Genomic DNA, 25357 nt, shown 5'->3' on the forward strand with positions numbered 1-25357 from the left:
CACCTCCCGTGCGCCTGCTTCGCTCGCTCTTCGCTGCGCCGAAGGCCTGGGCGCGGAGGGGAGAAGGCCCGGCTCCACGTCTACGCTCTTCACAGGAGCGCCGTCCCCCAGCCCGATCTGGATGCTCAAGCGCAGCGGGAGCGTCAGCGTGGCCCCCCCGTCCGTGAGGACGATCCTGCCCAGCGAGGGCCCCTGCGCCTGCGTCCCGCTCGACGACTGAACGCTGGGGCCCGACGTGCCGTCCTCGGCGGATGATCCGGTGCTGTCCTTCCTGAGGAGCACCGGCTCGCCGCTCTCCGCGTCGGCACCCTCTGTCGAGCCATTCCTCTTTCCTTCCCCCTTCGAGCGCCGGGCCGAGATTGACGCGGGCCGCCTCCGGGAGCCAGTGCGTGGGCGCGCGCTCCCCTCAGGGCCCGTCATGGGCTCGAGCAGCTCTGCACGGAGCCGGACCGCCTCGCCGGAGAGGGACCGTGCGCGCAGGTGCCGCACGAGGCTGCTCACGCGCACGCCCTCGTTGGCCTTCCACGCGAGCAGCGCCGGGTCCATGCCCTGCTCCCAGGCCTCCCCATCCACCGTGAGGAAGCGCCCATCCTCCGAGCGCTTCGGCACCCCCATGTGGTGGAGCGCCACCACCTCCCACTGATCGTTGTAGACAGGCGAGCCCGACGAGCCCGGCGCGGTGTCCGTCTCGTAGTGGCAGAAGTCCTCGAGCAGATCGACGATCTGGTTCTCTCGCAGGGCGAGCTGCTTGGGCTCGCCGTTGGGGTGCTGGATGATGTTCACGTACTCGCCGAGCAGCACCTTGCCCTGGGCCTCGATGAGACGGTTGAAGCCGAAGTCTCGCAGCGCCTGGCCGTCGAGCGCCTGGGACTTCACCGCCACCAGCGTGTAGTCGAGCCGCGCGTCCGTGACGAAGAACGTCGCCGGATCCAAGGTGAAGATCACCGAGGGCAGCGCCGCGCCGTCCACGCCGGACTGGAAGTTGAACTCGATCTGGCTGTTGCCCGCCTCCGCCGCGCTGCGCAGCACATGGTTGTTGGTGAGCATCAGTCGGGGAGACACCAGGAAGCCCGTGCCGTAGCCCGCCAGCCGCCCGCGCGAGTCGCCGATGCGCACCCGCCCCACCGAGCGTGAGACCTTCAGTCCCCGCTCCAGGAAGCACACGCTCGTCAGATCGCTGCGCCCCAGCACGCGCTCGTACACCAGCTTCGCGGGCTCGGCGGTGACAGGGACGACGCGAGAGCGCACCCGCGCGGTGTCCGGACACAGCGTGCCCTCAGCGCTCTCGATGCCGAGCCGCCGCATCCTCGCCCGGACACGCTCCGGGGTGTCCACCTCCATCGGGGTCCGGCCCTCGTCGTCGAGCTGGTGCATCACGCCCTCGCGGACGCGGCGCCGCTCGCGGTAGCGCCGCTCGGTCTGCTCGAGCTGGCCCTCCATGCGCCGGTACCACGACTCGGGGAGCCGAGCCTCGGGCGATGGCTTTCGCGCAGCGGGAGAGGCCTCATGCTCAGCCGCCCCGTGTCCGTTCCCCTGGGGGGGTTCGACGCCGAAGGGCGGAAGTCCCGCCTCCCTGTCCAACAACGAGGTTCCATTCTTCTTCACTTCGGCCATCGCGCCCTCCGATCCTGGAGCCCCCAGCGGGACTCACCCTCCGGGGAGAGTGGCGTGGGCGCGGATGTGACGGAGGCCTAGAAGTCGATCCGCAAGAGGGGAGCGTAGGGATGGACGCCGAGGGATGAGGCATCCTCCGGCGCCGCGTCCACCGTATGGGTGAGGACGGGCAGTGGACCCGTGCGCAGCACCGCGCCTGGCAACATGTCCAGCTCCCAGCCGTCCTCCGTCAGGCGCAGGTAGCCAATGACGGGCTGGCGATCCTCCCCTTGCTCCAGCTGCGGGTCGGCGAGGCGCCCCTCCTCCAGCGGCGTCAAGGCGTACGTGCGAGCGCCTGGAGCGGCAGCCTGGACAGGGGCCGGCAGCAGGAGCAGAGCCAGAGCGGAGGTCGCGGCCACGGCCACCAGCGCAGCCCAGAAGCGCACCGCAACGGACGTCATGCTCGCAGTCATGGATCGCGACCTCCTATCTGGAAAACACACAGGGGGCAGGGGAGGTTCCCGATGGTGGGCCGCCCGCGCTCCTCGTGGGCAACCCGGCTTCATTCCCACCCGTGCTCCCAAGGCGTGCGAGCGCCCTGGGAGTAAGCAACCGCGCTACTTGGGCGCCGGCGCCTTCACCGGCCCCTTGGTGAGGAAGGCGTCGACGCTGGCGCTCTGCGCCTCCTTCTGGGCGATGCACAGGTCCATCTGCTCCAGCACCTGGGACAGGAAGCGTGGGCCGCTGTCGGTGCGCGCGCTGCGCTCGGTGAAGAAGGCCTCCACGTCCTTGCGGTGCTCCGCGTCACAGAAGGCCCCGCCCACCATCGCCAGCCGGCCGGCGAACTCCTCGGGCATCCGAGCGGTGAGCGCGTCGTAGTTCTCCTTCACGAAGCTGTACACGACGTCCCGCGTGGCCGGATGCTGCGAAGGGCCATACATCACCCACATCACCTCGCGAGCATCGTTCGCGGGATCCAGCACCATGGGGAGCAGCTGACGCACCACCTGCGGATCCCGAGTGCTGCTCATGGCGCCGAGCAGCTGCTGGCGCACCTTGCGCTCCGGCTCCTTCTTCCAGGCCTCCAGGAACTTCGGCGCCAGCTCCGCGCCCGCGCTCGCCGAGGCCATCCCCAGCACCGCGAACGTCAGCTCCTGGGGGATCGCCTTCCGGTCCACCAGCCACTTGCCGGTCAGCTTCTTCGCCTCCGCGACGAGCTTCGGGTCCTCGCCCTGCCTCCCGGCGAGATTCAGCATCATCGGGCGCAGCAGGCGCGTGTCCTCGCTCTCGCCCGAACGGGGGGTGAAGCCCAGCTTCCGGGCGCGCGGCCCGTAGGTGTCCCGCAGGAAGCGCTTGTAGTCCGCGCGGCGGGGCTCGGACAGCATCCGCTCGTCCACCACGTCCAGCAGATCCACCGAGGCAGTGACGACCTGTCGGTCCGGATCCTCGGCGAAGCGAGCGGCCAGCGCGAGCGCGTCCCCCGCCGACAGCACCCCGGCCTTGGCCAGCGCGCCCGCATCCCCGAGCAGCGTCACGCGCTCGGAGCGCGTCAGCCGCTGGTCCGCCACGGTGAGCAGCTTGCGCAGCGCCTCGCCCGCCAGCTGCGTCCGGTAGTAGCCCGCGCCCTCCGCGTTCGGGAAGAGCCAGTCCGGGCAGGACTTCGCCTCGGGCAGCGGCAGCTCCGCGCGCTCCGTCTCCAGCACCGTGCACGCGCGGCCCGTCGTCGCGCCCACCCCGTAGCGCACGCACAGCGGCACATGCCACGTGCGCGCCGCCTCGCCCTTGGAGCCCACCGGCAGGTAGCGGCGCTGGTGGAGCGCCACCTTCGGCGTCTTGCCCGAGCAGTCCAGGGCAGCGGTGACGATGGGAGCTCCTCCCTGATCGAGGAAGGTGCTCAGCACCTTGCCCACGTCCTGGCCGGCCTCGGCGGAGAGCGCTGCCAGGAAGTCATCCGCCGTGGCGTTGCCGCCGGCATGCTTGCGCAGGTAGCGCTGGATGCCGCGCCGGAACACCTCGCGGCCCAGCCACTCCTCCGTCATGGCCAGCACCGCGGAGCCCTTGCCGTAGGTGATGCCGTCGAAGGCGGTGAGGATGTCGCCCGCGTTCTCGATGGGCTGGCGGATGCGCCGCGCCGTCACCAGGCTGTCGGCCTCCAGGGACCAGGAGCGGCCCTGCAGCCGCTGCACCGGCGCGTCCCACGTGGGCTGCCAGCCCTCGACCATGCGCGGGGTGATCCACGAGGCGAAGGACTCGTTGAGCCACAGGTCGTCCCACCACGCCAGGGTGACGAGGTTGCCGAACCACTGATGCCCCAGCTCGTGCACCTGGGTGCCCGCGAAGCCGCGCTGGCGGCCGGGGGTGTCCTCGCCCTCCTTGACCAGCAGCAGCTCGGAGTTGAAGGTGATGAGGCCCGGGTGCTCCATGGCCCCGCCGAAGAGCGGCACGGCGATGGTGTCCAGCTTCTCGTACGGGTACGGAATGTCGAAGTACTCCTCGAGCCGCGCGAGGATCTCCGGCGTCACCTTCGCGGCATAGGCGGCCTCGGCGGAGCGGCCCTTGGGGGTGATGATGCGGGTGGGCACCTTGTTGCGGCCCGAGGGCGCGGCCTGGACGAACTCGAACGGGCCCACGCCCAGGGCGATGAGGTAGGTGGGCAGCGGCAGCGTGCGCGCGAAGCGGAAGGTGCGGCCGCCGTCCGGACGGGCCTCCTCGGAGATCAGCGGGGTGTTCGTCACCGCCACGTTGCCCGCGGGCACGTGGAAGGTGAGCTGCCAGGGCACCTTGAAGTTCGGCTCGTCGAAGCAGGGGAAGACGCGGCGGGCGCCGATGGGCTCGAACTGGGTGAAGAGGTACCAGTCGCCGCGCTCCTGGGCGCGGAAGACGCCGTCGAGCTCACGGGTGGAGGCGACGGCCTCGTAGGTGATGCGCAGGCTCGCCGGGCCCTTCGCCAGCGGGCGTGCCAGCGTGAAGCCGATGAAGCCCTCCTTGCCGGCGACCGGTGTCACCGCGATGTCCGCGCCCCCCTGCTTCAGGGAGGCCTGCTTCACCGTGAGCGCCTTGCCGTTCAGCCAGACGACGGAGGTGGGCTCGACCACCTCGAGCGCGAGGTCCGCCACGCCCTGGAAGGTGCCGGCCTTCGGGTCCATGGTGAGCTCCACCGTGTAGCCCGTGGGGCGGACGGTGGTGGGGAGGCGCAGGGACGGCGAGGCGGGCGGCGTCACCGGAGCGGCGGGCGCGGAGGCCTGCGCGGGAGCGGGCGGAGACTCGGAAGTCTCCGGAGCCGGGACATCCTGACGAGCCCCGCAGGCGCTCAGCAGGCCTGCGAGGAGCAGTGAGGAGAGAGAAGGAAGGCGCATGGGGATGCGGTCTAGCCCAGTCCGGGCGGGCAAGGGAGCGACTTCGCGTGCACCAGTGGCCTTGCCGGCTTGTCCGCTTCGGTGTGGAGTGCGCCGCCGTGCCTTCGCCCGCTACCATGCCTGCGCCGCCTGTCCACCCCATCCGGCTGACGTCCCCGCACCTGCGCCGCATCATCGGCGAGCCGCCCGGCCCCCTCACGGGCTTCCTGGCCAACCTTGCGCTGGGTGTGGTGGCGAACCTCAGCCGGGGTGCGCGGGAGCGCCTCGCGCGCTTCGTAGGCGGGCTCGCCTACACGCTGGGCATCCGGCGCCGCGTCGCGTTGGAGAACCTGGCGCAGGCGATGCCGGAGCGCTCGGAGGCAGAGCGGCAGGCCATTGCTCGCGGCACGTACATCACCATGGCGCGCGCGGTGCTGGAGGCGCTGGCGGACAAGGAGCGGATGCCGCCGGGCTGGGAGCAGGAGGAAGTGGTGGGCCGTGAGGCGTGGGAGGCGCTCCAGGCGCACCTGGCCACGGGCAAGGGCGCGCTGCTGGTGACGGGGCACTTCGGCAACTGGGAGCTGCTGGGAGAGATCCTCATCCGCCGGGGTGTGCCGCTCAATGCGCTGGTGCGCCCCCTCAAGGGAGCGCTCAACATGCGCATCGCGGAGAACCGGGTGCGCGCGGGTGGGGGGCTCATCTACCCTCGGGGCGCGGTGCAGGAGACGGTGGACGCGCTCAACCGCGGCGAGAGCGTGTTCATGCTCCTGGACCAGGCCATCCCAAGCAAAGGCGTCTTCGTGCCCTTCTTTGGGAGGCTGGCGTCCACCACGCCGGCAATGGCGGTGGCGGCCCAGCGCACGGGAGTGCCCGCGTGGGTGGTGATGGGCGTGCGTGACGGCCAGCGGATGCGCGTCCACATCGAGGGTCCCATCTCGCCGCCGCCTGCTCAGGAGGGCAAGGACCCCATCACCGAGCACACCGCGCTGGTGACTGCGGGGCTCGAGCGGGTGATCCGCCAGTACCCCGAGCAATGGCTGTGGCTGCACCGACGCTGGAAGTACCCGCCACCCCCTCCTCCACCCAACCTCCTTCCCATGGACGATTCGCCCACGTGAGTGAACCCTCTGTCCCTCCACCGCACACGAGCGAGACCCTCAAGCTCCTTCTCGTCGATGACGACGCGGTCGACCGGCTTGCAGTCCAGCGGCTCCTGCGCACCAGCGGCGTCGCAGCGGAGGTCGTGGAGGCCAGCACTGGGCGCGAGGCGCTCGAGCGTCGGAAGGAGCAGTCCTTCGACGTGATCCTCCTGGACTTCCTGCTCCCGGGGGAGGATGGGCTCTGGGTCCTGCGCGAGCTCGGAAAGACGGGCTCTCGCTCTCCGATCATCGTGCTCACGGGGCAGGGGGATGAGCAGACGGCCGTCGAGCTGATGAAGGCGGGAGCCGCCGACTACATCTCGAAGGCGAAGCTGTCTGCCGAGCGCCTGGGGCAGAGCCTGCGTCACGTCATGCGGCTGCACCTGGCGGAGCAGCAGCACCGGGCACTCGCCGAGGCCCTCCCCCAGATCGTCTGGACGGCCGGGCCGGAGGGTCGAGCCGACTACTACAACCGACGCTGGTACGACTACACCGGGCTCATGCTGACGCGTTCCATGGAAGAGGGCTGGCGCGAGGTCATCCATCCCGAGGACATCCCTGGCTGCCTCGCACGGTGGAGCGAGAGCGTCCAGTCGGGAGCACCCTTCGAGGGCGAGAGCCGCATCCGGCGCCACGCGGATGGCACCTACCGCTGGCACCTCATCCAGGCCCTGCCGCTGCGCAACGCGCACGGCCGCATCCTCCAGTGGCTCGGCACGTGCACCGACATCGACGACCAGAAGCGCGCGTCGGAGACCCTGAGCTTCCTCGCGGAGGCGAGCACCCTGATCACCGCCTCGCTGGAGATGTCCGTCACCCTCGAGCGGCTCTCGGCGCTGATCGTCCCCCGGCTGGGAGACTGGTGTGCCATCTACCTCCAGGAGGATGAGGGGCCGATCCGGCAGGCGATGGTGACCCACGCGGATGTCTCGAAGGTGCCGCTGCTGAATGAGCTGCACCGCACCTTCCCCCCGGCGGCTACCGCCAGCTGCGGCTACCCTCGGGTGCTGCGCACGGGGGAAGCCGAGCTGGTGCCCGAGCTCACGGCGCAGATGATTCATGAGGCACTGGGTCCCACGGAGCAGCTGGACCCCAGCGGGAAGCTCCGGCCGAGCTCGTGGATGGTGGTCCCGCTGTGGGCCCAGCGGCGGGTCTTCGGGGCCCTGCAGGTGTGCGCCGTCCGGCCCGGGCGCCGCTACACCGCGCGAGACCTGGAGCTGGTGCAGGAGCTGGCACGCCGAGCCGAGATCGCCATCGACAATGCCCGGCTCTTCGAGATGGCCAAGGCCGAGCACCTGGTCGCCGAGCAGGCCAATCGCGCCAAGGACGAGTTCCTTGCCGCTGTCTCTCACGAGCTGCGCACCCCCCTGATGGCCATGCTCGGTTGGACGCAGCTGCTGCGCTCGGGGCGGCTGGCCCCTGAGAAGCACGCCCGGGCGCTGGAGGCGGTGGAGCGCAACACCCATGTGCAGGTCCAGCTCATCGAGGATCTCCTCGACGTCTCGCGGATCATCACCGGCAAGATGCGGCTGGAGATCCGGCCCGTGAGCCCCCGCGAGTTCATCGAGGCCGCGCAGGACTCGGTGCGCCACGCGGCCGAGGCGAAGGGGGTGACCCTCCACTCCGAGCTGGACGCGGACACCGGCCCCATCAGCGGGGACGCCGATCGGCTGCAGCAGGTGCTCTGGAACCTGCTCGCCAACGCCATCAAGTTCACGCCCAAGGGCGGACAGGTCACCGTGCGCCTGCAGCGGGTGGACACGAACGCGGTCATCGAGGTGGAGGACAACGGCCAAGGCATCCCCAAGGGCTTCCTGTCCCACATCTTCGAGCGCTTCTGGCAGGTCGACGGGAGCTCCACCCGCCAGCATGGCGGACTGGGACTGGGGCTGGCCATCGTGCGGCACCTCACCGAGCTGCATGGAGGCACCATCGAAGCCTTCAGCCGGGGCGAGGGACAGGGCGCGCTCTTCACCCTGAAGCTGCCGCTGGCGGCGGCGGCGCGGGTGCGGGGGACTCCGCCCTCGAGCCAGCCTGAGGCGCGCCTGGAAGCGCTGCTCCTGCCCGCACCCGAGCTGGAGGGGCTGCAGGTGCTGGTGGTGGACGATGAGCCCGATGCCCGGGAGCTGCTCGCCGTGATGCTGGAGAGCCGCAAAGCCCAGGTCGTCACCGCAGCCAGCGCCAGGGAGGGCCTGGAGAAGCTGGAGCTGTGCCGTCCCCACGTCGTCATCTCGGACATTGGAATGCCCGGAGAGGATGGTTACTCCTTCATCCGCAGGCTGCGCGCGCTGAGTCCGGAGCGGGGGGGCCAGACTCCGGCCATCGCGCTCACGGCCTTCGCCCGCATGGAGGACCGCACCCGGGCGCTGCTCGCGGGCTTCCAGATGCATGTGCCCAAGCCCATCGAGCCCGTGGAGCTGGTGAGGGTGCTGGCCTCCCTCACCGGCAGAAGCTGACCCGAAGCCGCCCCCCACTCCGGGTGTATATAGCGCTGCACCACATCGTTACCCTCAAGGGAGCACACCATGTCGAAGGGCATTCGTTCCGCGGTCATTGCGCTCACCGTCTGCTTCGCGATGGCTGCGGGCGCACAAGGCACCGTCAAGGTCGGCAAGGACGGGAGCGTCAAGATCAACTCCGGCGGCAGCAAGGTGGACGTGAGTGGCGGCAACGTGAAGGTCGAGAGCGATGGCACCACCACGCAGGTCGAGGTGGAGAAGGACGACGACGAGGAGCGCTCCGACGACGACTCCGATTCGGAGATCAACATCACCGACGCGGGCCGCAAGGCGACGCTCGCCTGCGATGGCAACACCGAGGTGTCGATCAGCGGCTCCGCGAACGACCTGACGTTCACCGGTGAGTGCAAGCGCGTCGACGTGACGGGCAGCTCGAACAAGGTGACGCTGGACACCGTGGGCAGGATTGACGTCACGGGCACGAGCAACGCCGTCACCTGGAAGAAGGCGGCGGGCGGCAAGAAGAAGCCGAAGGTGAGCTCCACCGGCACCGCCAACAAGATCTCCCAGGCGAAGTAGTCACTGCTCCTCGCAGCTTCCATGCGGAGCAGCCCGCTGCTCTGAGCCAGCGACTCTCTTCGGGCGCCTGAGCTTCAGCGAAGCGCGTGAGGCAGGATGCGCGCGGGTAGAGGGAGCGGCTCCCTCCTTTTTTCTGCATGATTCCCTCGCTCACAGGCTCTCACGGTGTAGGGAACCGGGATTTCGAACAGGAGCGACCGATGAGACTTCCGAAGCAACGCATGCTGCGGTTCGTGGTGGGGGGGCTCGCCGCCATTGCCGTACTCGTGGCGGTCCCAGCGCCTGCAGCGAGCGCTCCGCAGCCGCAAGCCGCGCTGCCGGGCACGCCCGCGGGACGGCAAGCCGCGGCTCTCATCCAGGCGTTCAACGAGGGCAAGGGGAGCACGATGCTCGCCTTCATCAAGGACCACTACGCGAAGGCTTTCCTGGCCCGGAGCCCCGTCGAACACCACCACCGAACTTTCGGGGAGCTCTGGATGAACACGAGCGGGCTGACCGTCCAGAAGGTGGAGTCGTCGAGCGAGCGCACGATCGTCTTGCTCGCGCTGGACAAGCTGGCCGGTGATTCGGTGCGGCTGCAAGTCGACGTCGAGGCGAAGGCGCCGCACGGCATCCTGGGTGTGAAGATCCAGCCCGTCGCGTCGCCCTCCAGCGACAGCGGCCGCCCGCTCACCGACGAGGAGGTGGCGAAGGCAGTCCAGGCCTACGTCGAGAAGCTGGCCGCGGCCGACGCTTTCTCAGGGACGGTGCTGATCGCGCACGGGGACAAGGCCGTCTATCAGGGCGCGTTCGGCCTGGCGAGCCGCGCCTTTCAGGTGCCCAATCGGCTGGACACGAAGTTCAACCTCGGCTCGATGAACAAGATGTTCACGGCGGTCGCCATCGCGCAGCTCGTCGAGGCTGGGAAGCTCTCGTTCGAGGACAAGGTGGGGAAGATTCTGCCGAACTACCCGAACAAGGCCGTCGCCGAGAAGGTGACCCTCCATCAGCTCCTCACCCACACCTCCGGTCTCGGCAATTTCTTCAACAAGAAGTACCACGAGGCGGACAAGAGCCGCCTTCGCGAGATCAAGGACTTCCTCCCTCTGTTCGTGGACGAGCCGCTCGCGTTCGAGCCAGGGGCACGCTGGGGGTACAGCAACTCCGCCTTCATTGTGCTCGGTGCGATCATCGAGAAAGCCTCCGGGCAGAACTACTTCGATTATGTGCGCGAGCACATCTACAAGCCTGCCGGCATGACGAGCTCGGACGCCTACGAGATCGATCGTGACCCACCAAACCTCGCCGTCGGCTACACGACCGAGGGCCCCGGCGGGCAGGAGGGCCCCAAGCGAGACTGGAACAACCTCTTCCTTCACGTGGTCAAGGGTGGGCCGGCGGGCGGCGGGTTCTCGACCGTCGAGGATCTCTGGCGGTTCTCCCAGGCGCTCCAGGACCACAAGCTGCTCAGCGCCCCGTCCACGCAGCTCGTGACCACAGGCAAGGTGCAGCCCAATCCCGAAAGCGCGGACGAGAAGTACGCCTACGGCTTCTTCGATGAGCAGGTCCAGGGAACCCGCATCGTTGGCCACGGCGGCGGATTCCCGGGCATCAACAGTCAGCTCGATATGTACCTGGGCAAGGGCTACACCGTGGTGGTGATGTCGAACTACGATCCTCCTGCCGCAGGGCGCGTCTCCCAGAGGATCCGGACACTGCTCCTTCGGTAATCCACCGGCGCTCCGGCGGAGCAGAGGCAGGTGAGCATCCCTCCTTGATCCCAAACCCACCCTGGGAGCTAAAGTCGTAAAGCTGGAATACGCCCCCCGAAAGGTGCCTCACGATGCCCGAAGTGAATACCGACCTGACCGACATGATTCGCAACGTCATGCCCTTCGCGACCTTCCTGGATCTGAAGTTCGTGGAGAGCTCGAAGGAGCGGGTCATCGGTCTCGCCGAGTGGACGCCTGAGAAGACGACCACGGGCGGGGTGATTCACGGTGGGTACCTGATGGGCTGTGTGGACGCCATCGGAGCGGTCCTCGCGTTCAACAACCTTCCCGAGGGCGCGTCGGGGACGACGACCATCGAGTCCAAGACGAACTTCTTCCGCGCGGTCCGCGCCGGCCTCATCCAGTTCCGTTCGACCCCCGTGCACACCGGCCGGACGACGTCCGTCATCCAGACGGATGTCCTCGATGATCGCGAGGCCCTCATCTGCCGCACGACCCAGACGCAGCTCGTCCTCACCCGGTAGAGAGGATCGCTCGTCATGCAGGCTCCCGCCATCACCCAGCTCCACGAGCGCTCCACACCCGAGGAGGTTCGTCGCTATGTCGCCTCCGAGCTCGAAGCGTTCTTCGCCACCCAGATCAACCCGGAGGCCACCGAGCGCGACGAGGCCTGCGAGGCGGTGCCCCGCGGTGCCTTCGAGCACGCGGCACAGGTGGGCCTGCTCAACTACCTCATGCCCAAAGACGTGGGCGGCATGGGGGGCTCACGCCGCACCTTCGGGCTGCTCCTGGAGCACATCGGCTACTTCTGCAATGACATGGCCTTCCCCTCGATGCTGGCCATGTACGCGGACGTCCCCAACGTCATCTACAGGAGCCGCCGGCCCTCCCTGCTCGAGGCGTATGTCCACCCCATGGCGCTCGGCAAGAAGCTGGGGACCTTCGCCTACACGGACTATGGCGACGCCTTCGACTTCCAGACCCGAGTCGTTCGCAAGGAGGACCGGTACGTCCTGAACGGCACCAAGTGTCTCCAGACTGGTGGGGCGCTGGCCGACGTCTTCGTCACCTATGCCCGAGACGAGGCCGACGACATGAAGGTGCTCCTCGTGGACCGGAGTGATCCGGGAGTGAGCACGCGCCCGGTGAAGACGCTGGGGCTGCGGTCCGCGGGCCTGACGCAGCTCAAGCTCGAAGACGTCACCCTCGCGGAGGAGCGGCTGCTGAGCGGACCGGATGGGCTCGCCGAGGCGCAGACCTTCCTCAACAGCCGGCGGATGTTCGTGGTGTGCCCCTTCGTCGGCGCGATGAAGCGCATCATCGAGCTGTGTGTGGTGCACCTGGACACGGTCATCCGCGAAGGCCGCCCGCTCACGCAGGCGCAGACCGTGCAGGCGCACGTGGGCAACATGGCCGCCCGGCAGCTCACCTCCGAGGCCATCCTCCATGACGCGCTGGATCGCATCGGCCGGGGAGACATCAACCAGCTGTTCGATCCCATCATCTCGGCAGCCAAGCTCATCATCACGGAGAATGCGCTCGAGCTCGGCGAGCGAGCCATCCGCCTCACCGGCTGGCGCGGCTACAGCAAGGAGCTGCCCTTCGAACGGTTCTACCGAGCCTTCATGGCGGCGCTGACCGGGCAGACGGCGCAGGACGTCCTCGAGATCCAGCTCGGCGTCGTCACCATGGCTCATGTGGGATTCAACCAGCAGAGGGGGTTGCGATGAAGTTCATCTTTTCAGGCACCATGCTGCGCTTCGTGGACTACTCGCACGAGGTGGAGATCTCCGAACCGAACTTCGAGCTCGCGCTGAAGGGCCTGCTGGCGAAGGCGCCCGCGCTCGAAGGCGTGCTGCTGGACAGCAACAAGAACCTGCGCCGCACCCACCAGATGTTCCTGAACGGGGAGTCCATGGAGGCGCGGTATTACTCGGACGCGCAGGCGCGCAACGCGCTGGCCGTGCAGCCGACCGACTCCGTGTACTTCCTCACCGCGATTGCAGGAGGTTGAGCATGCCACGCGTCCACCGCGCCACCTTTGGCCTCGAGACGTGCATGTTCTCACCGCACCAGATGCACGCGGAGAGCGCCCTGACGCTGGCGGCCAGCGGGGCCATGGCAGCGCTCGCCCACAACGAGATGAGCCTCCAGTCCATGATTCAGAAGCACGGGCTGGGGCTCGTGGTGCTCAGCGCGGACGTCGAGTACGACTCCCGGCTCACCTTCTTCTCCGCCCCCTCCATCGTCACCGACTCGCAGGTCACCCTGCGCGACGACGGAAAGATCCTGGTGTTCCGCTCCCGGCACTCGGTCTCGGGGGACAAGGGCATCTCCATCTACGTCAAGGTCCGGCCCATCAAGCTCAGCGGCGGCGCGGCGCTGGATGCGGAGCCCTCGGTGATTGACGGCGAGCTCCGCGCGCGGGTCGCGGCGGACGAGCTGGAGGCGGACGTTCCGACACGCGCCTTGCAAGCGCAGATCGACTCGTGGCTCCAGGGCGCCGAGAAGCTGGGCGGCGGCGAGCACCCCCTCTTCATCGGGCGCAGCGACTGCGAGCTCGCGGATCAGTGGCGGTTCGTGCGCCTGCCCACGCTCGTCGCCACCGCGCGTGAGCAGCTCGCCTTCAGCGGAGCACGCCACCTCACCGTCGGCATGAAGAGCCCGCTGAGGTCCTTCCGCGGCGAATACTTCCGGCCCATGTTCTTCGGGGACCGCGGCAGGATCGACATCCAGGCGTTCAAGAAGGAGGAGCGGACCTTCATCATCTACCGTGTGCTGGGTGCGCTCGTCCCCGGCGCGGCCGAGGACTCGCGGCCGCTGTGCGCCCTGGCCGCCGAGGTGTTCTGAAGGCTTGTGCAGCATGGAGAACTCCTCCCCTGCAGCATTCCCCGCCCTCTCGCCTGAGCTCATGGGGCTCCTGCGCTGTCCCGTGGATGGAGCGCCCCTGGTGCATGCGAGCACGGGGAGCGCGCTCTCGTGCACCCGCGCTGCTCACTCGGCGCAGTGGCGCGGCGGCATCCTCGACTTCTCCCCCGCCCCCGGGACGCATGCCTTCGAGGGCTGGGTGGCATGGACCTATGATCTGTTGCTGTCGCGAGTCCTGCTCCGCCGCTTCGCGGTGAGGCGCCAGGTGCTGGAGCGGCTCCATGAGCGCGCGGTGAAGGCTGCACGCGGTGGCCTCCTCCTCGACGGGCCCTGTGGAACGGCCGTGCTCTCCGCGCCCTGGCTGCTGGAGGCCGGGCTCCGCGCCTACGTCGGGGTCGACCTCGCGCTCCCGATGTTGCAGCGCGCGCAGCGGCGCCTGCGGATGTGTCCGACGCTCCTCGTGCGAGGGGACCTCTGTGCGCTCCCACTGGCCGAGGGGACGGCGGATGTGGCCCTGTGCAGCCTGGGCCTGCAGTTCATCCGCGACCGGGCCATGGCCCTCCGGGCGCTGCGGCGTGCCCTCCGGCCCGGGGGACTCTGTCTGGGGGCAGCACCCGCCTTGGGGCTGTTTGACGGCTATGATCGGCGTCACGCGACACGCCCGGATCCCGACTTTCCTCTGACGGCGAGCACCTTCGCCTCCGAGCTGGTGGAGGCGGGGTTCCGGGACGTGACGCTCTCGACAGAGGGAGCGCTCATTCTGTGGGAGGCTACGGCTTCCTCGTGAGCGAGTGGGAGATGAGCGCCCTCAGCGCCTCGGAGAAGGAGGCTGCCAGCCGCTCCAGGGTGGCTGGATGGTGGACGGCCTCGCTGTAGACCCAGGTGACGCGCAGCTGGCCTTCCGCGACGATGCCGAGCACCTCCAGCAGATCCCGGCGATGCCCATGCGGGCTCCGCGTAGTCCCAGTGGACTCGTGCGACCACTGGAACCACCGGGAGCCGCGCACCACGGCGTCCACCTGGCCCAGATAGTCGAAGCTGACCTGCGCCTTCGGTAGCGCGGCCAGCCGAGAGGTCAGCCCCGCGTCGCCTCGCAGGTAGCGCAGCAGCCCGTAGGCGAGCCCGTGCAGCGGCACGCGCCGGAGCTGCTCCTGGATCGAAGCGAGCGCCTCGCCCCATCCGCTGGACTTGTCTCGCGTCAGCACCACGGGATGGAGGGCGGTGAACCACCCCACGGTGCGGCTCACGTCCAGGTCCTCGAAGATGAGCTCGCGGCCATGGGTCTCGCGGTCGACGAGCGCTGCGGAGCTCCCCGTCCACTCCGTGAGGGCGTGCACCAGCGCTGTGAGGAGGAGCTCCTCCACGCGCGCGCCGGACACCTGGGGGACCTGCCGGAGGAGTGCCTCTGTCTCCTCCTCGCTCAACGTCATGACGAGCCGCCGCGAGGAGGCGACGGTGTTGCGGCCACCCGGGCGGTCTACCGGGAGCGGCGAGACCTGGGACCATGGAAGCTGGAGCCACCCGTCCGCCGCCGCGCCGGCCTCTTCCGAGCGGGCATAGGCCTGGAGCCGCTCGGTGGCGCGGCTGAGAGGGGCGCTGGGAGCTCCAGGCTCGAACGAGGTGAGGTCCGCCCCATCCGTCACAGCCGAGAGGAGCAGCTCCAGCTCCTCCAGCAGCACGCGCCAGGAGATCCCATCCACGATCAGGTGATGGATGACGAAGAGCACCAGCGCTGGCACAGGCGGCGCATGCTGGAAGAGCGTCACGCGGATCAGCGGGCCCTGCTCCAGCGACAGGCTGGCCTGGCGCTCCTCGGTCAGCTCCAGTCTCCGGGCGCGGGCCTCGTCGTCACCCAGCCCGCGAAGATCGATGACGTCCATGACAGCGGCGCCAGCCCCTGGCACCACCCGCTGCACCCGCTCGCTCCCGCGCCGCTCGAAGCGGGACCGGAGCGCGCCATGCCGCTCCATGAGCCGGGCGAGCGCACGCTCCAAGTGACTCGGCTCCACCTCCTGCCGGAGAGCCACGATGACAGCCTGGTTCCAGTGGTGCGACTGCGCGAACTCCTGCTCGAAGAACCAGCGCTGCACCGGGGTTAGCAGCGCCTCGCTCTCCGCGCTGCCCTGCTCCGGGAGCCCAGGTGCCACAGGGAGGGCCACCTGGGCCAGCTCGGCGACGGTTGGATGTTCGAAGATCTGCCGGGCGCTGAGCCGCACCCCCGCGCGCGCGGCGTGGGCCAGGACCTGGATGCCCAGGATGGAGTCTCCCCCCAGGTCGAAGAAGTTGTCCTGAAGCCCCACGCGCGGCAGGCCCAGCACCTCCCCCCAGATCCGCTGGAGGAGCGCCTCGAGCTCCGTGCGCGGCTCCTCCAGGGCCGAGCCGCTGGGCTCAGCACGCTCAGGGGCTGGCAGGCGCGCCCGATCCACCTTGCCGTTCCCGCTGAGCGGGAGCTCGGCCAGGGAGACGATGGCGGCGGGGACCATGTACTCCGGCAGCCGGGCCTCCAGGTGGGCCTGCAGCGCCGCCAGCTCCGGCCGGGCTGCCTCGCGGGGGACGACGTAGGCCACGAGCCGCCGCTCACCTCGATCGTCACGGATGACCGCAGCCGCCTGGTGGACCTCCGGGTGCTGGCCCAGCGCCGCCTCGATCTCTCCCAGCTCGATGCGGTGGCCTCGGAGCTTGACCTGCGCGTCCTCTCTCCCCAGGAACTCGATGTTGCCGTCCGGGAGCAGTCGCCCGAGATCGCCGGTGCGGTAGATGCGCCCGAGCACCGGGTGCGATAGGAACCGTGCCGCCGTCTTCTCTCCATCACGCCAGTACCCCAGCGCGACACCCACTCCGCTGATGTAGAGCTCACCGATGGCCCAGGGTGGGCGCGGCCCGAGCTCCGCGGAGAGCACGTGCACCTGCTGCCGGAGCATGCCTCTTCCGTAGGGGATGCTCTTCCAGGAGGGCTCGATGCGGCCAATCGGGAAGAGGATGGACCAGATGGAGGCCTCGGTCGCGCCGCCCAGGCTGATGAGCTCGATGCCGGGCACCAGCGCGCGGATGCGATCTGGCAACGTCAGGGGGATCCAGTCTCCCGAGAGGAGCGCCAGCCGCAGCGAGCCGAGGACAGCGCCGCTGCGATGGGCGGCGTACTCGACGAGCATCTCCATCAAGGCCGGGACGGAGTTCCAGATCGTCACGCCCTGCGCGGCGATGCAGTGAGCCCAGTGCTCTGGATCCTTCATGCCGCTGGCGTCCGGCACGACGATCGTCCCACCGGCAGCCAGGGTCCCAAAGACATCCCACACCGAGAGATCGAAGCTCAGGGAGGAGAGCGCAAGGACGCGATCCCCGGGGCCCACACGGAAACGCTCGTTCACGTCGAGCACGGTGTTCACGGCGCCGCGGTGATCGATCATCACCCCCTTCGGCTCACCGGTGGAGCCGGAGGTGTAGATGACGTAGGCGAGATCCGTGGGCGTCTGGATGGCGGGGAGCGGCTCGGCGGACGCAGGGGGCAGCGGCTCGACGGGCCATACCGTGACTTCGCCTGGCCAGGAACTGCGCTCGGCGAGCCAGGGTTGGGTGAGGGCGAAGCGGACCTCTCCATTGCGGAGGAGGTACTGGAGGCGTGCCTCGGGCAGAGAGGGATCGATGGGCAGGTATGCAGCCCCCGCCTCGAGGATGGCGAGGACGGCGACGACCTGCTCCCACCCCTTCTCCATCACGACAGCAACGAGCTGGTTGGGCCGTACCCCCGCCGCGCGCAGCCGTCCGCCGAGGGCCCAGGCCCGCCGCTGGAGCTCACCGTAGCTCAGGGAGCGCCGTGAGGAGGCGACAGCCACCTGCTCTGGCCGAAGCGCAGCCTGCTCCTCGAAGAGTGCCTGGAGGAGGCGCGCTGGAGCACCCGCCACGTCTGCTGGCGGCTCCAGCGTGACGAGCCCCGCGGCTGCACCATCAGCCGCAAAGGCTCCCACCCGACGTGTGAAGGCTTCGAACATCGCCTCGACCACACCCGGCGGGAACCGTCCTTCCAAGGCATCCCAGCGGAGCTCGAGCGCGCCGCCTACCTCGGACACGCCATGGTTGAGGTACACCTGGGAGCCCTGGGTGATGCCGTGCACGACGGGAGGCAGTTCCTGTTGGAGCCCGTCCGTCGTGGCCGGCATGCCGAGCGCGCTCGTGAAGACGATGGGCATCACCGCCGACATGGAGGCGCCTCCCCTGCGGACGAGCTCCCTCATCACCTGCACACCGCTGAAGCGAAGGTGCTCCAGGTCGGCCCAGAGCTGCTGCTGGACCCGCCGCGCACGCTCGATGAAAGCCCGCTGGGGCTCTACCTCCACTTCGAGGAGCGTGAGCGCGCTGAAGTTCCCGATGAGCTGACCCACTTGCGGGTGCACCGGACGTCGGTTGAGCTGCGTGACGTTCAGCGTGAAGCGCGGAGTCCGGCTCCACAGCGCGAGCACCTCGGCATACGCCGTGAGCAGCACCACGGATGGGGTGAGGCCCTGCTCTCCCGCCCGGCGCTTCAGCGCCTCCCACTCAGGTGGCGCCAGCACCGCCCGGCGACGAGCGAACCGGGGAGCGCCTGGCGGTGGATCACGGACGAGCGGGAGATCAGGCGCAGGAGAGAGGGTGTCGAGCCGCCGCAGCCAGTACTCCTGGTCACGCCTCCAGGCCTCGCTCCCGCGCTCTGCCAGCTCCGCCAGCACGTAGTCGCGGAAGGACAGCCCGAGCGGCGGGAGCTCTCGCGCCGGGTCCTGGTACAACGCCAGGAGCTCCCCGGCCCAGAGGCGTGAGCTCCAGAGGTCCATGATGATGGCGTCCACCGACACGTGCACCCGCGTCCGGTGCTCGTCGAGCAGGGTCGCCCGGACCTCGAACAGCGGCCAGCGATCGCTGGGGCGGGCCTGCCGCGACATCCGCTCTCGGAGCGTCTCGAGCTGTGCCTCCGCATCCCCGAGGGGCCTGCCTCGGAGATCCAGGATCTCGATCGAGTAGAGCGGCACCTCGGGGAGCACCTGCTGCCGCCCGTCAGGAAGGACGATGGCACGGAGCATCTCATGCCGCGCGATGACCCTGCGGAGCGCGGTGCCGAGGCGCTCGACCTCCAGCGCTCGCACCTCGAGCTCGAGATAGCCCTGCGTCGCCGCGTCGCCGAGCGCCTGCTCACCGCCACGTCCCACCCAGAACGCGGCCTGGATGTCGGTGAGCGGGAACGGGAGGAGACGCTCCGCGGGGTTGGAGCTCAGGCGAGGGGGATCCTCCCTCCGTTCCACCGAAGGTGCACGCACATCGATGACCCGGGCGAGCTCGGCGATGGTCGGCGCCTCGAAGAGCGTCCGGACAGGGAGCTCCACCCCGAGCCGCTCACGGATCCGTGCCACGAGCTGCATGGCCAGCAGGGAGTGCCCTCCGAGCAGGAAGAAGCTGTCGTGGGTGCCAAACTGCCTGCGTCCCAGCAGCTCTGCCCAGAGGCTCATGAGCGCCTCCTCCGTGGGAGAGCACGGCTCCTGTGCTGGCGCCCGGCGAGGCAGCTCCCAGTCTGGAGCGGGCAGCGCGCGCCGGTCTACCTTGCCGTTCGCCGTCCGTGGGAGGCGCTCCACCTTCATGAAGAGACGAGGCACCAGGGCCGATGGCAGCTCTGTCGCCGCGAAGCGGGAGAGCCGCTCGGGGAGCTCCTCGCCAGCCTCTCGCGGGACGAGGTAGGCGATGAGCGCCCAGGCCCCGGAGGGATCGCGATGGGGGAGCACCGTGCAGGCACTGACGGACTCGTGCCGCGAGAGGACGGCCGCGACCTCTTCGGGCTCCACCCGGACGCCCGCGATCTTGACCTGATCGTCCACCCGCCCGCGGATCTCCAGCAGGCCGTCAGGGCGGTACCGGCCCAGGTCCCCCGTCCGGTAGAGGAGGTCACCTGGGTCCGCGCGGAACGGGTTCGGGAAGAACCGCCTCGCCGTCTCTGCCGCGTCATTCCTGTAGCCGCGCGAGCGCATGGGCGTGCGGATGACAATCTCGCCCACCTCCCCTGGACCACACAGGGTGCCACGCGCGCTGAGCACGAGGGCCTGCGTCGCTGGCAGTGGGCGGCCCACGGGCTGGATGCCGAACGCGGGCTCGGGGGGAACGACGTAGCAGCACTTCGCGAGCGTCGTCTCCGTAGGCCCGTACAGGTTGGCGATGGCCGTGGAAGGGAAGGCCGTGCGCCAGGCACTCACGAGCGCGTCCCCCAGCGGCTCTCCAGCAAAGAAGGTCCAGCGCAGGGGAACCTGCGCCGCTGGCGCTCCCTGGAGCCACCACCGCGCGAGCGTCGGCACGGTGTGGAGGAGGGTGATCTGCTCGCGGGCCAGCCACGGCAGGATGACCTCTGGGCGCAGATCGGCCTCGTCCGGCAGGCAGAGCGTGGCCCCTGCGCAGAGCGGCGTGAACACGTCGCGGAGCACGACATCGAACGAGAGCGCGGTGAGCTGAGCGGCTCGATCCGCCGGGCCGATCGCGAACGTCTGCCGCTGCCAGTCGATGAAGTGGCGGAGCGCCCCGTGCCAGCCGAGCACTGCCTTGGGCTTTCCTGTCGTCCCCGAGGTGAAGAAGAGGTACGCAGGCTCCTCAGGAGTGGGCAGAGGCCCGTCGAGGCCTTCGCGCGCGGGAACGTCCGGCAGCGTGCCGTCCTCCGGGAGCTCCAGGATCCAGGGGCACTCACCGCTGAGCTCTGCGGCCTCCTCGGGACCCTGGCCCACCAGGAGGACTGCCCGCGCGCCTGCCTCTCGCAGCATCAAGCGCCGCCGGGCCACTGGCAGGGCTGGATCCAGGGTGAGCAGGATCCCACGGGCGGCCCAGACGGCCGCCATGGCGGCAACGAGCCCGAAGCTCCGGGGCCCTGTCACTGCCACCACGTCGTGCGGCTCCAGGTCCCGAGCGGTGAGGAGCCGGGCAACTCGCCGGACCGCATTGCCCAGCTCGGCGTAGGTCCATGTCCGGCCGCGGTGCCGAAGGGCGGCCGCCTGCTGGCCTCTCCGGAGCGCCCGGTCCGCCAGGAGCGCGGGCACCGTGCCGAGCGACGCAATCTCCAGCGAGGCCGTGGGATTGGGGAGCCTCTCCCGGCTGCGCGGTGTGACCAGGGAGTGCTCGCACAGGGGCGCCTCAGGCCTCGCCACCAGCTGCGAGAGGAGGTGCTCGAGCTGCTCCAGCAAGGCCTCGGCGCGTGTCTCGTGGATGCGGTCACGCCGGTGAACCAGCCAGAGCTCGAGCTGCCCCTGTGACTCGTGGGCGTAGAGCTCCAGCGCCACCTTGGGCCAGGTCACCTCCAGATCGAAGCGCTCGACGGACAGCTCGGCCGCTGACTGCTTCCGGAGGCTCGGGAGGGCCACGAGGTTGAGCAGCACGTCGAACAGGGGATTGCGCCGCAGATCCCGCTCTGGCTGCAGCTCGGCGACGAGCTTCTCGAAAGGGAGCTCCGAGTAGCTCTCCGCGCCGATCACCTCATCGCGCACCGCATCCAGCAGCGAATCGAACGATGTCTCCGCAGAGCACCGGACGCGCAGCGCCAGTGTATTCAGGAAGAGCCCGACCAGGCCCTCTGTCTCCAGGCGCTCGCGCCCGGCGATCGGCGCGCCGATGATCAGGTCCTCCTGTCCGGTGAGCCGGTGCAACAAGGCCCCCAGGCCTGCCAGGAGCACCGTGAACAAGGTTGCCTCGTGCTTCCGGGCAAGGCCCTGGAGCGCCGAGGTCAGCTCCGGGGAGAGCTTGGCGGCGACGATGGCCCCCTGGGCCTCTCCCTCAACGGCATAGGGCCCGTCCGTTGGCAGATCGAGCGGAGCCGGAAGGTCCGTGAGCTGACGCTTCCAGTACTCCAGGCTCTGCGCCAGCTCCCCCCGCTCGAAGCGCTGCCGCTGCCATGCCGCATGATCGGCGTACTGGATGGGCAGCTCGGGCAGTGGGCTCGGGCTCCCATGGACCGCGGCCTCATAGAGGGCCATGAGCTCATCCACGAGGACCTGCAGCGACCAGCCGTCGGCGATGATGTGGTGCAGGACGAGGACGAGCACGTGCTCATGGCTGTCGAGCCGCAGGAGGTGGCTTCGCCAGAGTGGCCCCTGCTTCAGGTCGAAGCGGCGCCCCACCTCTTCGGCGGCGAGATGGCGCGCCCGGGCCAGGCGCTCGTCGACGGAGAGCGCTCCGAGCTCCTCGATGGGCAGCTCGACGTGGGCAGGAGGGTGGATGACCTGGAAGGGCCCCTCCGCGCTCGAGGAGATCGTGGTCCGGAGTGTCTCGTGCCGGGCGAGCACCGCGGCAAGACTTCTGGCCAGGAGCTGACTGTCGAGAGGGCCCTTCAGGCGCACCGCGTGCCCCATGTTGTAGGCAGGCGAGCCCGGGTAGAGGGCCTCCAGGAACCACAGCCGCTCCTGGGCGAACGACAGGGGCAGCGGGCGCCCGCGCGGCACTGGAACGAGGGGAACGGTGCTGGAGGGCATCGCCGCCGTGCGGAGGCGGCGCGCGAGCTCTTCCACGGTAGGCGCCTCGAACATCGCGCGCAGCGGAAGCTCCACGCCGAGGGCATGGCGGAGCCGTGCCAGGACGCGGGCCGCGAGCAGCGAGTGCCCGCCGAGCTCGAAGAAGTTGTCGTGGAGGTGGATGGCCTCGACGCCGAGCACCTCCCGCCAGATGTTGCTGAGCACCTGCTCGACCCTGTTCCGGGGAGCTGTCAGCGCCCGCTCGCCAGCCTCCAGTGCCGGTAACTCCAGCGACTCGAGCGCTCTGCGGTCGATCTTCCCGCTCACGGTCCGCGGCAGCTCCTCGCGCTGGACGAAGAGGGAGGGGACCATGTAGCTGGGGAGCCGTGCGCGCAGGTGCTCCTGGAGCGAGCGGCGTGCGTCACCGGTCTTCTCCGCTGGAACGACGTACGCGACGAGCTGCCTGTCCCCCTGTGCATCCGAAGGCGCGACGGCCACGGCCTCCCGGACGGAGGGGTGCTGGAGGAGCACCGCTTCGATCTCTCCCAGCTCGATGCGGAAGCCTCGCAGCTTGATCTGGTGATCCGCCCGTCCGATGAACAGCAGATCGCCGGAGGGCAGGCGCCGGACGATGTCTCCTGTGCGGTACAGGCGCTCACCCGGAGGACCGAAGGGGCTGGGGATGAACCGCTCGGCGGTGATCTCAAGCCGCCGGAAGTATCCGAGCGCGAGGCCGACACCGCCCACGTACAGCTCGCCAGGGACGCCCACCGGCACGGGCTCCAGGTAGCGATCCAGGACGTAGGCCGTGAGGTTCTGTACAGGGCGTCCGATGGGCGTCTGACCGGAAGCGTCACGGCTGGGATCTACCTCATGGAACGTCGCGCAGACCGTCGTCTCCGTCGGCCCATACCCGTTGATGATCGAGAGCCCAGGCGACGCCCGGGCGATGGCGACGAGGAGCTCCTCTGGGATGGGCTCCACGCCGACCAGAAGCCGCCGCAGCGGGCTGCTCCCTGCCGCGCCCTGCCGCTGGCTCCGGAGCTCCGGGAGGGCAAAGGCGGGCACAAAGGCGCTCTCGATGGCGTGCGCGTGGAGCCAGGAGATGAGCTCGGGTGCGCTCGGGCGGTGCTCCTCTGGGACGATGTGCAGCGTGGCGCCGAAGCCCAGGGCTGCGAAGATCTCCAGCACGGAGATGTCGAAGCTCAGGCTCGCATAGAGGGCTGCGTGGCCTCCGGGAGCGAGCGGCGCCCGCCGATCGAAGTCGGTGAGCAGGTTCACGACGCCGCGATGAGCGCAGGCGATCCCCTTCGGGGTTCCGGTGGTGCCCGAGGTGTAGAGGATGTACGCCGTGGCCTCCGGTGGGACCGGCACCTCGGGAGCATGCGCGGGCCAGGCCGCGAGGCTCTGCGCACCGGTATCGAGGTACAGGCATGCCGGCCGGGTGTCCGGCAGACGCGAGGAGAGCCGCTCCAGGGTGACAACGACGGGCGTCTGGATCTCGGACAGGATGAACGACAGCCGCTCGGCAGGGAGATCTGGATCCAGAGGGACGTAGGCGCCACCGGCCTTGAGGATGCCGCAGATCGCGACGATCGCCTCCGGCGAGCGCTCGAGGCACAGGCCGACCGGTGTCCCGAGGCGCACCCCGAGGGCGCGCAGCTGGTGGGCGAGCTGATTCGCCCGAGTGTCGAGCTCGCCGTAACGAAGCACCCTCCCCTCACCCACGACGGCGAGCACTTCAGGCGCTCGCGCGGCCTGCCGTGCCAGGAGTTCATGGAGACAGACGCCCCCATCGAACGGCGCTCGAGTCTGGTTCCACTCGGTGAGGAGCTGCTGCCGCTCCTCGGGTGTCAGCCAGGGCAGCTCCCCCACACGCCGTGTGGGGTCCTCCAGGATGCCCTGAAGAAGCGTCCGGAAATGGCTGGCAAGCCGGCGGATGCTGCTGGGCTCGAAGAGGCTTCGATCGGACTCGACCACGCAGCGCAGCTCCCCCTCTGCCTCCGCGACCGTCAGCGAGAGATCGAAGGGGGTGTCGCGGCGGCGCAGGGTCACGGGTGAGGCCCGAAGATCCTCGTCCACCAGTCCGTGTGCGTCCCCCAGCCCGAGGAGGAAGGGCGTGGCCGCCTCGAACCGTTGGGCCTTGCGGAGGGCCAAGGTGATCTGGAAGAGGGGGGAGCGGCTGAGATCGCGATCGGCGCGCAGCCGCTTCACGAGCAGAGGGAAGGGATAGGCCTGATTCGCGAGCCCCTGCTGGACACGCTCGTGGGTGTCCGAGAGCAGCTCGAGGAATGTGGGCGCACCCGAGAGGTCGGTGCGGAGGACAACCGGGTTGACGAAGTAGCCCACGACACCCCGGAGCTGCCGTGCCTTCCGCCCGGCGGTTGGGGTACCGATGGCGATGTCGTCCTGGCCCGTCATGCGATGAAGGAGGACCTGGAAGGCGGCGAGCAGCAGCCTGAACAGCGTCACCCCCTCACGCTGCGCCAGGACGCGCAGGGCCGTCGCCAGGGCGGGCTCCAGGGTGAAGAACGTGTGATCACCGTGTTGCCGCTTCACCGGTGGACGTGAGTGATCCAGCGGGAGCTCCACAGGGCCAAGGCCGGCAAGGACGCCAGTCCAGTAAGACGCCTGCCGCTCACCCTGAGGAGAGGCGAGCCACGCCTCCTGCTCTCGCACGAAGTCCACGTAGCTGGCCTGGAGAGGCGGGAGCGTGGGCACCGTACCGCGCCGCAGGGCACGGTACGCCGCCGTGAACTCCTCCAGCATCACCATGATCGACCAGAGGTCGGCGGCGATGTGGTGCATCACCACGAGGAGCACGTGCTGCTCGGGCGCACATCGCCACAGCGAGACACGCAGGACAGGCCCCGTGCGCAGCTCAAAAGGGCGGGCCGCCTCGGCCTCGACCCGGGACAGCAGCTCCTGCTCTGGGACGCCTCCAGCCTCGTGCTGCGTGAAGGAGACGGCCGCGCTCTCGTGAACCTCCTGGGTGGGAACTCCGTCGTGCTCGTCGTAGGTGGTACGCAGCACCGGGTGCCGGTCGACGAGCACCTGCCATGCTCTCCGGAAGCACTCCTGATCGAGCGGCCCCTCCAACCGCAGCGCGAAGGAGATGTGGTAGGCCGTGCTCTCGGGGTCGAGCCGATGCAGATGCCAGAGCGCTTGCTGACCCGCGGACTGTGGATAGATCCCGGGGTGTCCCTTGGGTGTTCCGCTCAAGATGCCCTC

Annotated in this window: 13 protein-coding genes; 9 read left to right on the forward strand and 4 right to left on the reverse strand. The window is 69.3% G+C overall.

Annotation, left to right across the window (positions count from 1 at the left end; all coding sequences use genetic code 11):
• From VD972_RS16905 to VD972_RS16915, 3 genes are all read right to left on the reverse strand, one after another.
• The coding region (locus VD972_RS16905) for a serine protease (protein WP_324988254.1) at positions 1 to 1614 on the reverse strand (1614 nt) is incomplete at its 3' end.
• 77 nt (positions 1615 to 1691) lie between these two features.
• Positions 1692 to 2066 carry a hypothetical protein gene (locus VD972_RS16910; RefSeq protein ID WP_324988256.1) on the reverse strand — a complete coding sequence of 125 codons (375 nt, stop codon included), beginning with the start codon at positions 2064 to 2066 and terminating at the stop codon, positions 1692 to 1694.
• Between the two features lie 144 nt (positions 2067 to 2210).
• Complete coding sequence (locus VD972_RS16915) at positions 2211 to 4949, reverse strand: M1 family metallopeptidase (RefSeq protein WP_324988258.1); 2739 nt, start codon at positions 4947 to 4949, stop codon at positions 2211 to 2213.
• A 98-nt stretch (positions 4950 to 5047) separates the two neighbouring features.
• Between VD972_RS16915 and VD972_RS16920 the strand changes: the two genes are divergently transcribed.
• The 9 genes from VD972_RS16920 (at position 5048) to VD972_RS16960 (ending at position 14472) form a co-directional block, all read left to right on the forward strand.
• Positions 5048 to 6046: a lysophospholipid acyltransferase family protein gene (locus VD972_RS16920; protein WP_324988260.1), complete on the forward strand. Its 999-nt coding sequence runs from the start codon at positions 5048 to 5050 to the stop codon at positions 6044 to 6046.
• Positions 6043 to 8523 carry a response regulator gene (locus tag VD972_RS16925; RefSeq protein ID WP_324988262.1) on the forward strand — a complete coding sequence of 827 codons (2481 nt, stop codon included), beginning with the start codon at positions 6043 to 6045 and terminating at the stop codon, positions 8521 to 8523. The genes VD972_RS16920 and VD972_RS16925 overlap by 4 nt, the downstream gene beginning before the upstream one ends.
• A 69-nt stretch (positions 8524 to 8592) precedes the next feature.
• Positions 8593 to 9105, forward strand: coding sequence for a DUF3060 domain-containing protein (locus VD972_RS16930; protein WP_324988264.1), 513 nt, complete (start codon positions 8593 to 8595; stop codon positions 9103 to 9105).
• Positions 9106 to 9305: 200 nt separating this feature from the next.
• A complete protein-coding gene (locus VD972_RS16935) occupies positions 9306 to 10814 on the forward strand; it encodes a serine hydrolase domain-containing protein (RefSeq protein ID WP_324988266.1) in 1509 nt (502 codons plus the stop codon).
• A 113-nt stretch (positions 10815 to 10927) separates the two neighbouring features.
• Positions 10928 to 11341, forward strand: a complete 414-nt coding sequence (locus VD972_RS16940) for a PaaI family thioesterase (protein ID WP_324988268.1) — start codon at positions 10928 to 10930, stop codon at positions 11339 to 11341.
• A gap of 15 nt (positions 11342 to 11356) precedes the next feature.
• A complete protein-coding gene (locus tag VD972_RS16945) occupies positions 11357 to 12547 on the forward strand; it encodes an acyl-CoA dehydrogenase family protein (RefSeq protein WP_324988270.1) in 1191 nt (396 codons plus the stop codon).
• Positions 12544 to 12831 carry a MoaD/ThiS family protein gene (locus tag VD972_RS16950; protein WP_324988272.1) on the forward strand — a complete coding sequence of 96 codons (288 nt, stop codon included), beginning with the start codon at positions 12544 to 12546 and terminating at the stop codon, positions 12829 to 12831. The genes VD972_RS16945 and VD972_RS16950 overlap by 4 nt, the downstream gene beginning before the upstream one ends.
• Before the next feature lie 2 nt (positions 12832 to 12833).
• A complete protein-coding gene (locus VD972_RS16955) occupies positions 12834 to 13667 on the forward strand; it encodes a hypothetical protein (RefSeq protein WP_324988274.1) in 834 nt (277 codons plus the stop codon).
• 13 nt (positions 13668 to 13680) lie between these two features.
• A complete protein-coding gene (locus VD972_RS16960) occupies positions 13681 to 14472 on the forward strand; it encodes a class I SAM-dependent methyltransferase (protein WP_324988276.1) in 792 nt (263 codons plus the stop codon).
• Here VD972_RS16960 and VD972_RS16965 read toward each other — a convergent pair.
• Positions 14456 to 25348: a non-ribosomal peptide synthetase gene (locus VD972_RS16965; RefSeq protein WP_324988278.1), complete on the reverse strand. Its 10893-nt coding sequence runs from the start codon at positions 25346 to 25348 to the stop codon at positions 14456 to 14458. The two genes, VD972_RS16960 and VD972_RS16965, sit on opposite strands and share 17 nt — an antisense overlap.
• Between the last annotated feature and the right edge of the window lie 9 nt (positions 25349 to 25357).

The sequence above is a fragment of the Hyalangium sp. genome (assembly GCF_035629615.1).
Lineage (GTDB): Bacteria > Myxococcota > Myxococcia > Myxococcales > Myxococcaceae > Hyalangium.

Bases quoted from the DNA above. Each gene is read 5' to 3' on its own strand.
- VD972_RS16910 (WP_324988256.1), bottom strand. From the start codon at position 2,066: ATGACTGCGAGCATGACGTCCGTTGCGGTGCGCTTCTGGGCTGCGCTG.
- VD972_RS16915 (WP_324988258.1), bottom strand. From the start codon at position 4,949: ATGCGCCTTCCTTCTCTCTCCTCACTGCTCCTCGCAGGCCTGCTGAGC.
- VD972_RS16930 (WP_324988264.1), top strand. From the start codon at position 8,593: ATGTCGAAGGGCATTCGTTCCGCGGTCATTGCGCTCACCGTCTGCTTC.
- VD972_RS16935 (WP_324988266.1), top strand. From the start codon at position 9,306: ATGAGACTTCCGAAGCAACGCATGCTGCGGTTCGTGGTGGGGGGGCTC.
- VD972_RS16940 (WP_324988268.1), top strand. From the start codon at position 10,928: ATGCCCGAAGTGAATACCGACCTGACCGACATGATTCGCAACGTCATG.
- VD972_RS16945 (WP_324988270.1), top strand. From the start codon at position 11,357: ATGCAGGCTCCCGCCATCACCCAGCTCCACGAGCGCTCCACACCCGAG.
- VD972_RS16950 (WP_324988272.1), top strand. From the start codon at position 12,544: ATGAAGTTCATCTTTTCAGGCACCATGCTGCGCTTCGTGGACTACTCG.
- VD972_RS16955 (WP_324988274.1), top strand. From the start codon at position 12,834: ATGCCACGCGTCCACCGCGCCACCTTTGGCCTCGAGACGTGCATGTTC.
- VD972_RS16960 (WP_324988276.1), top strand. From the start codon at position 13,681: ATGGAGAACTCCTCCCCTGCAGCATTCCCCGCCCTCTCGCCTGAGCTC.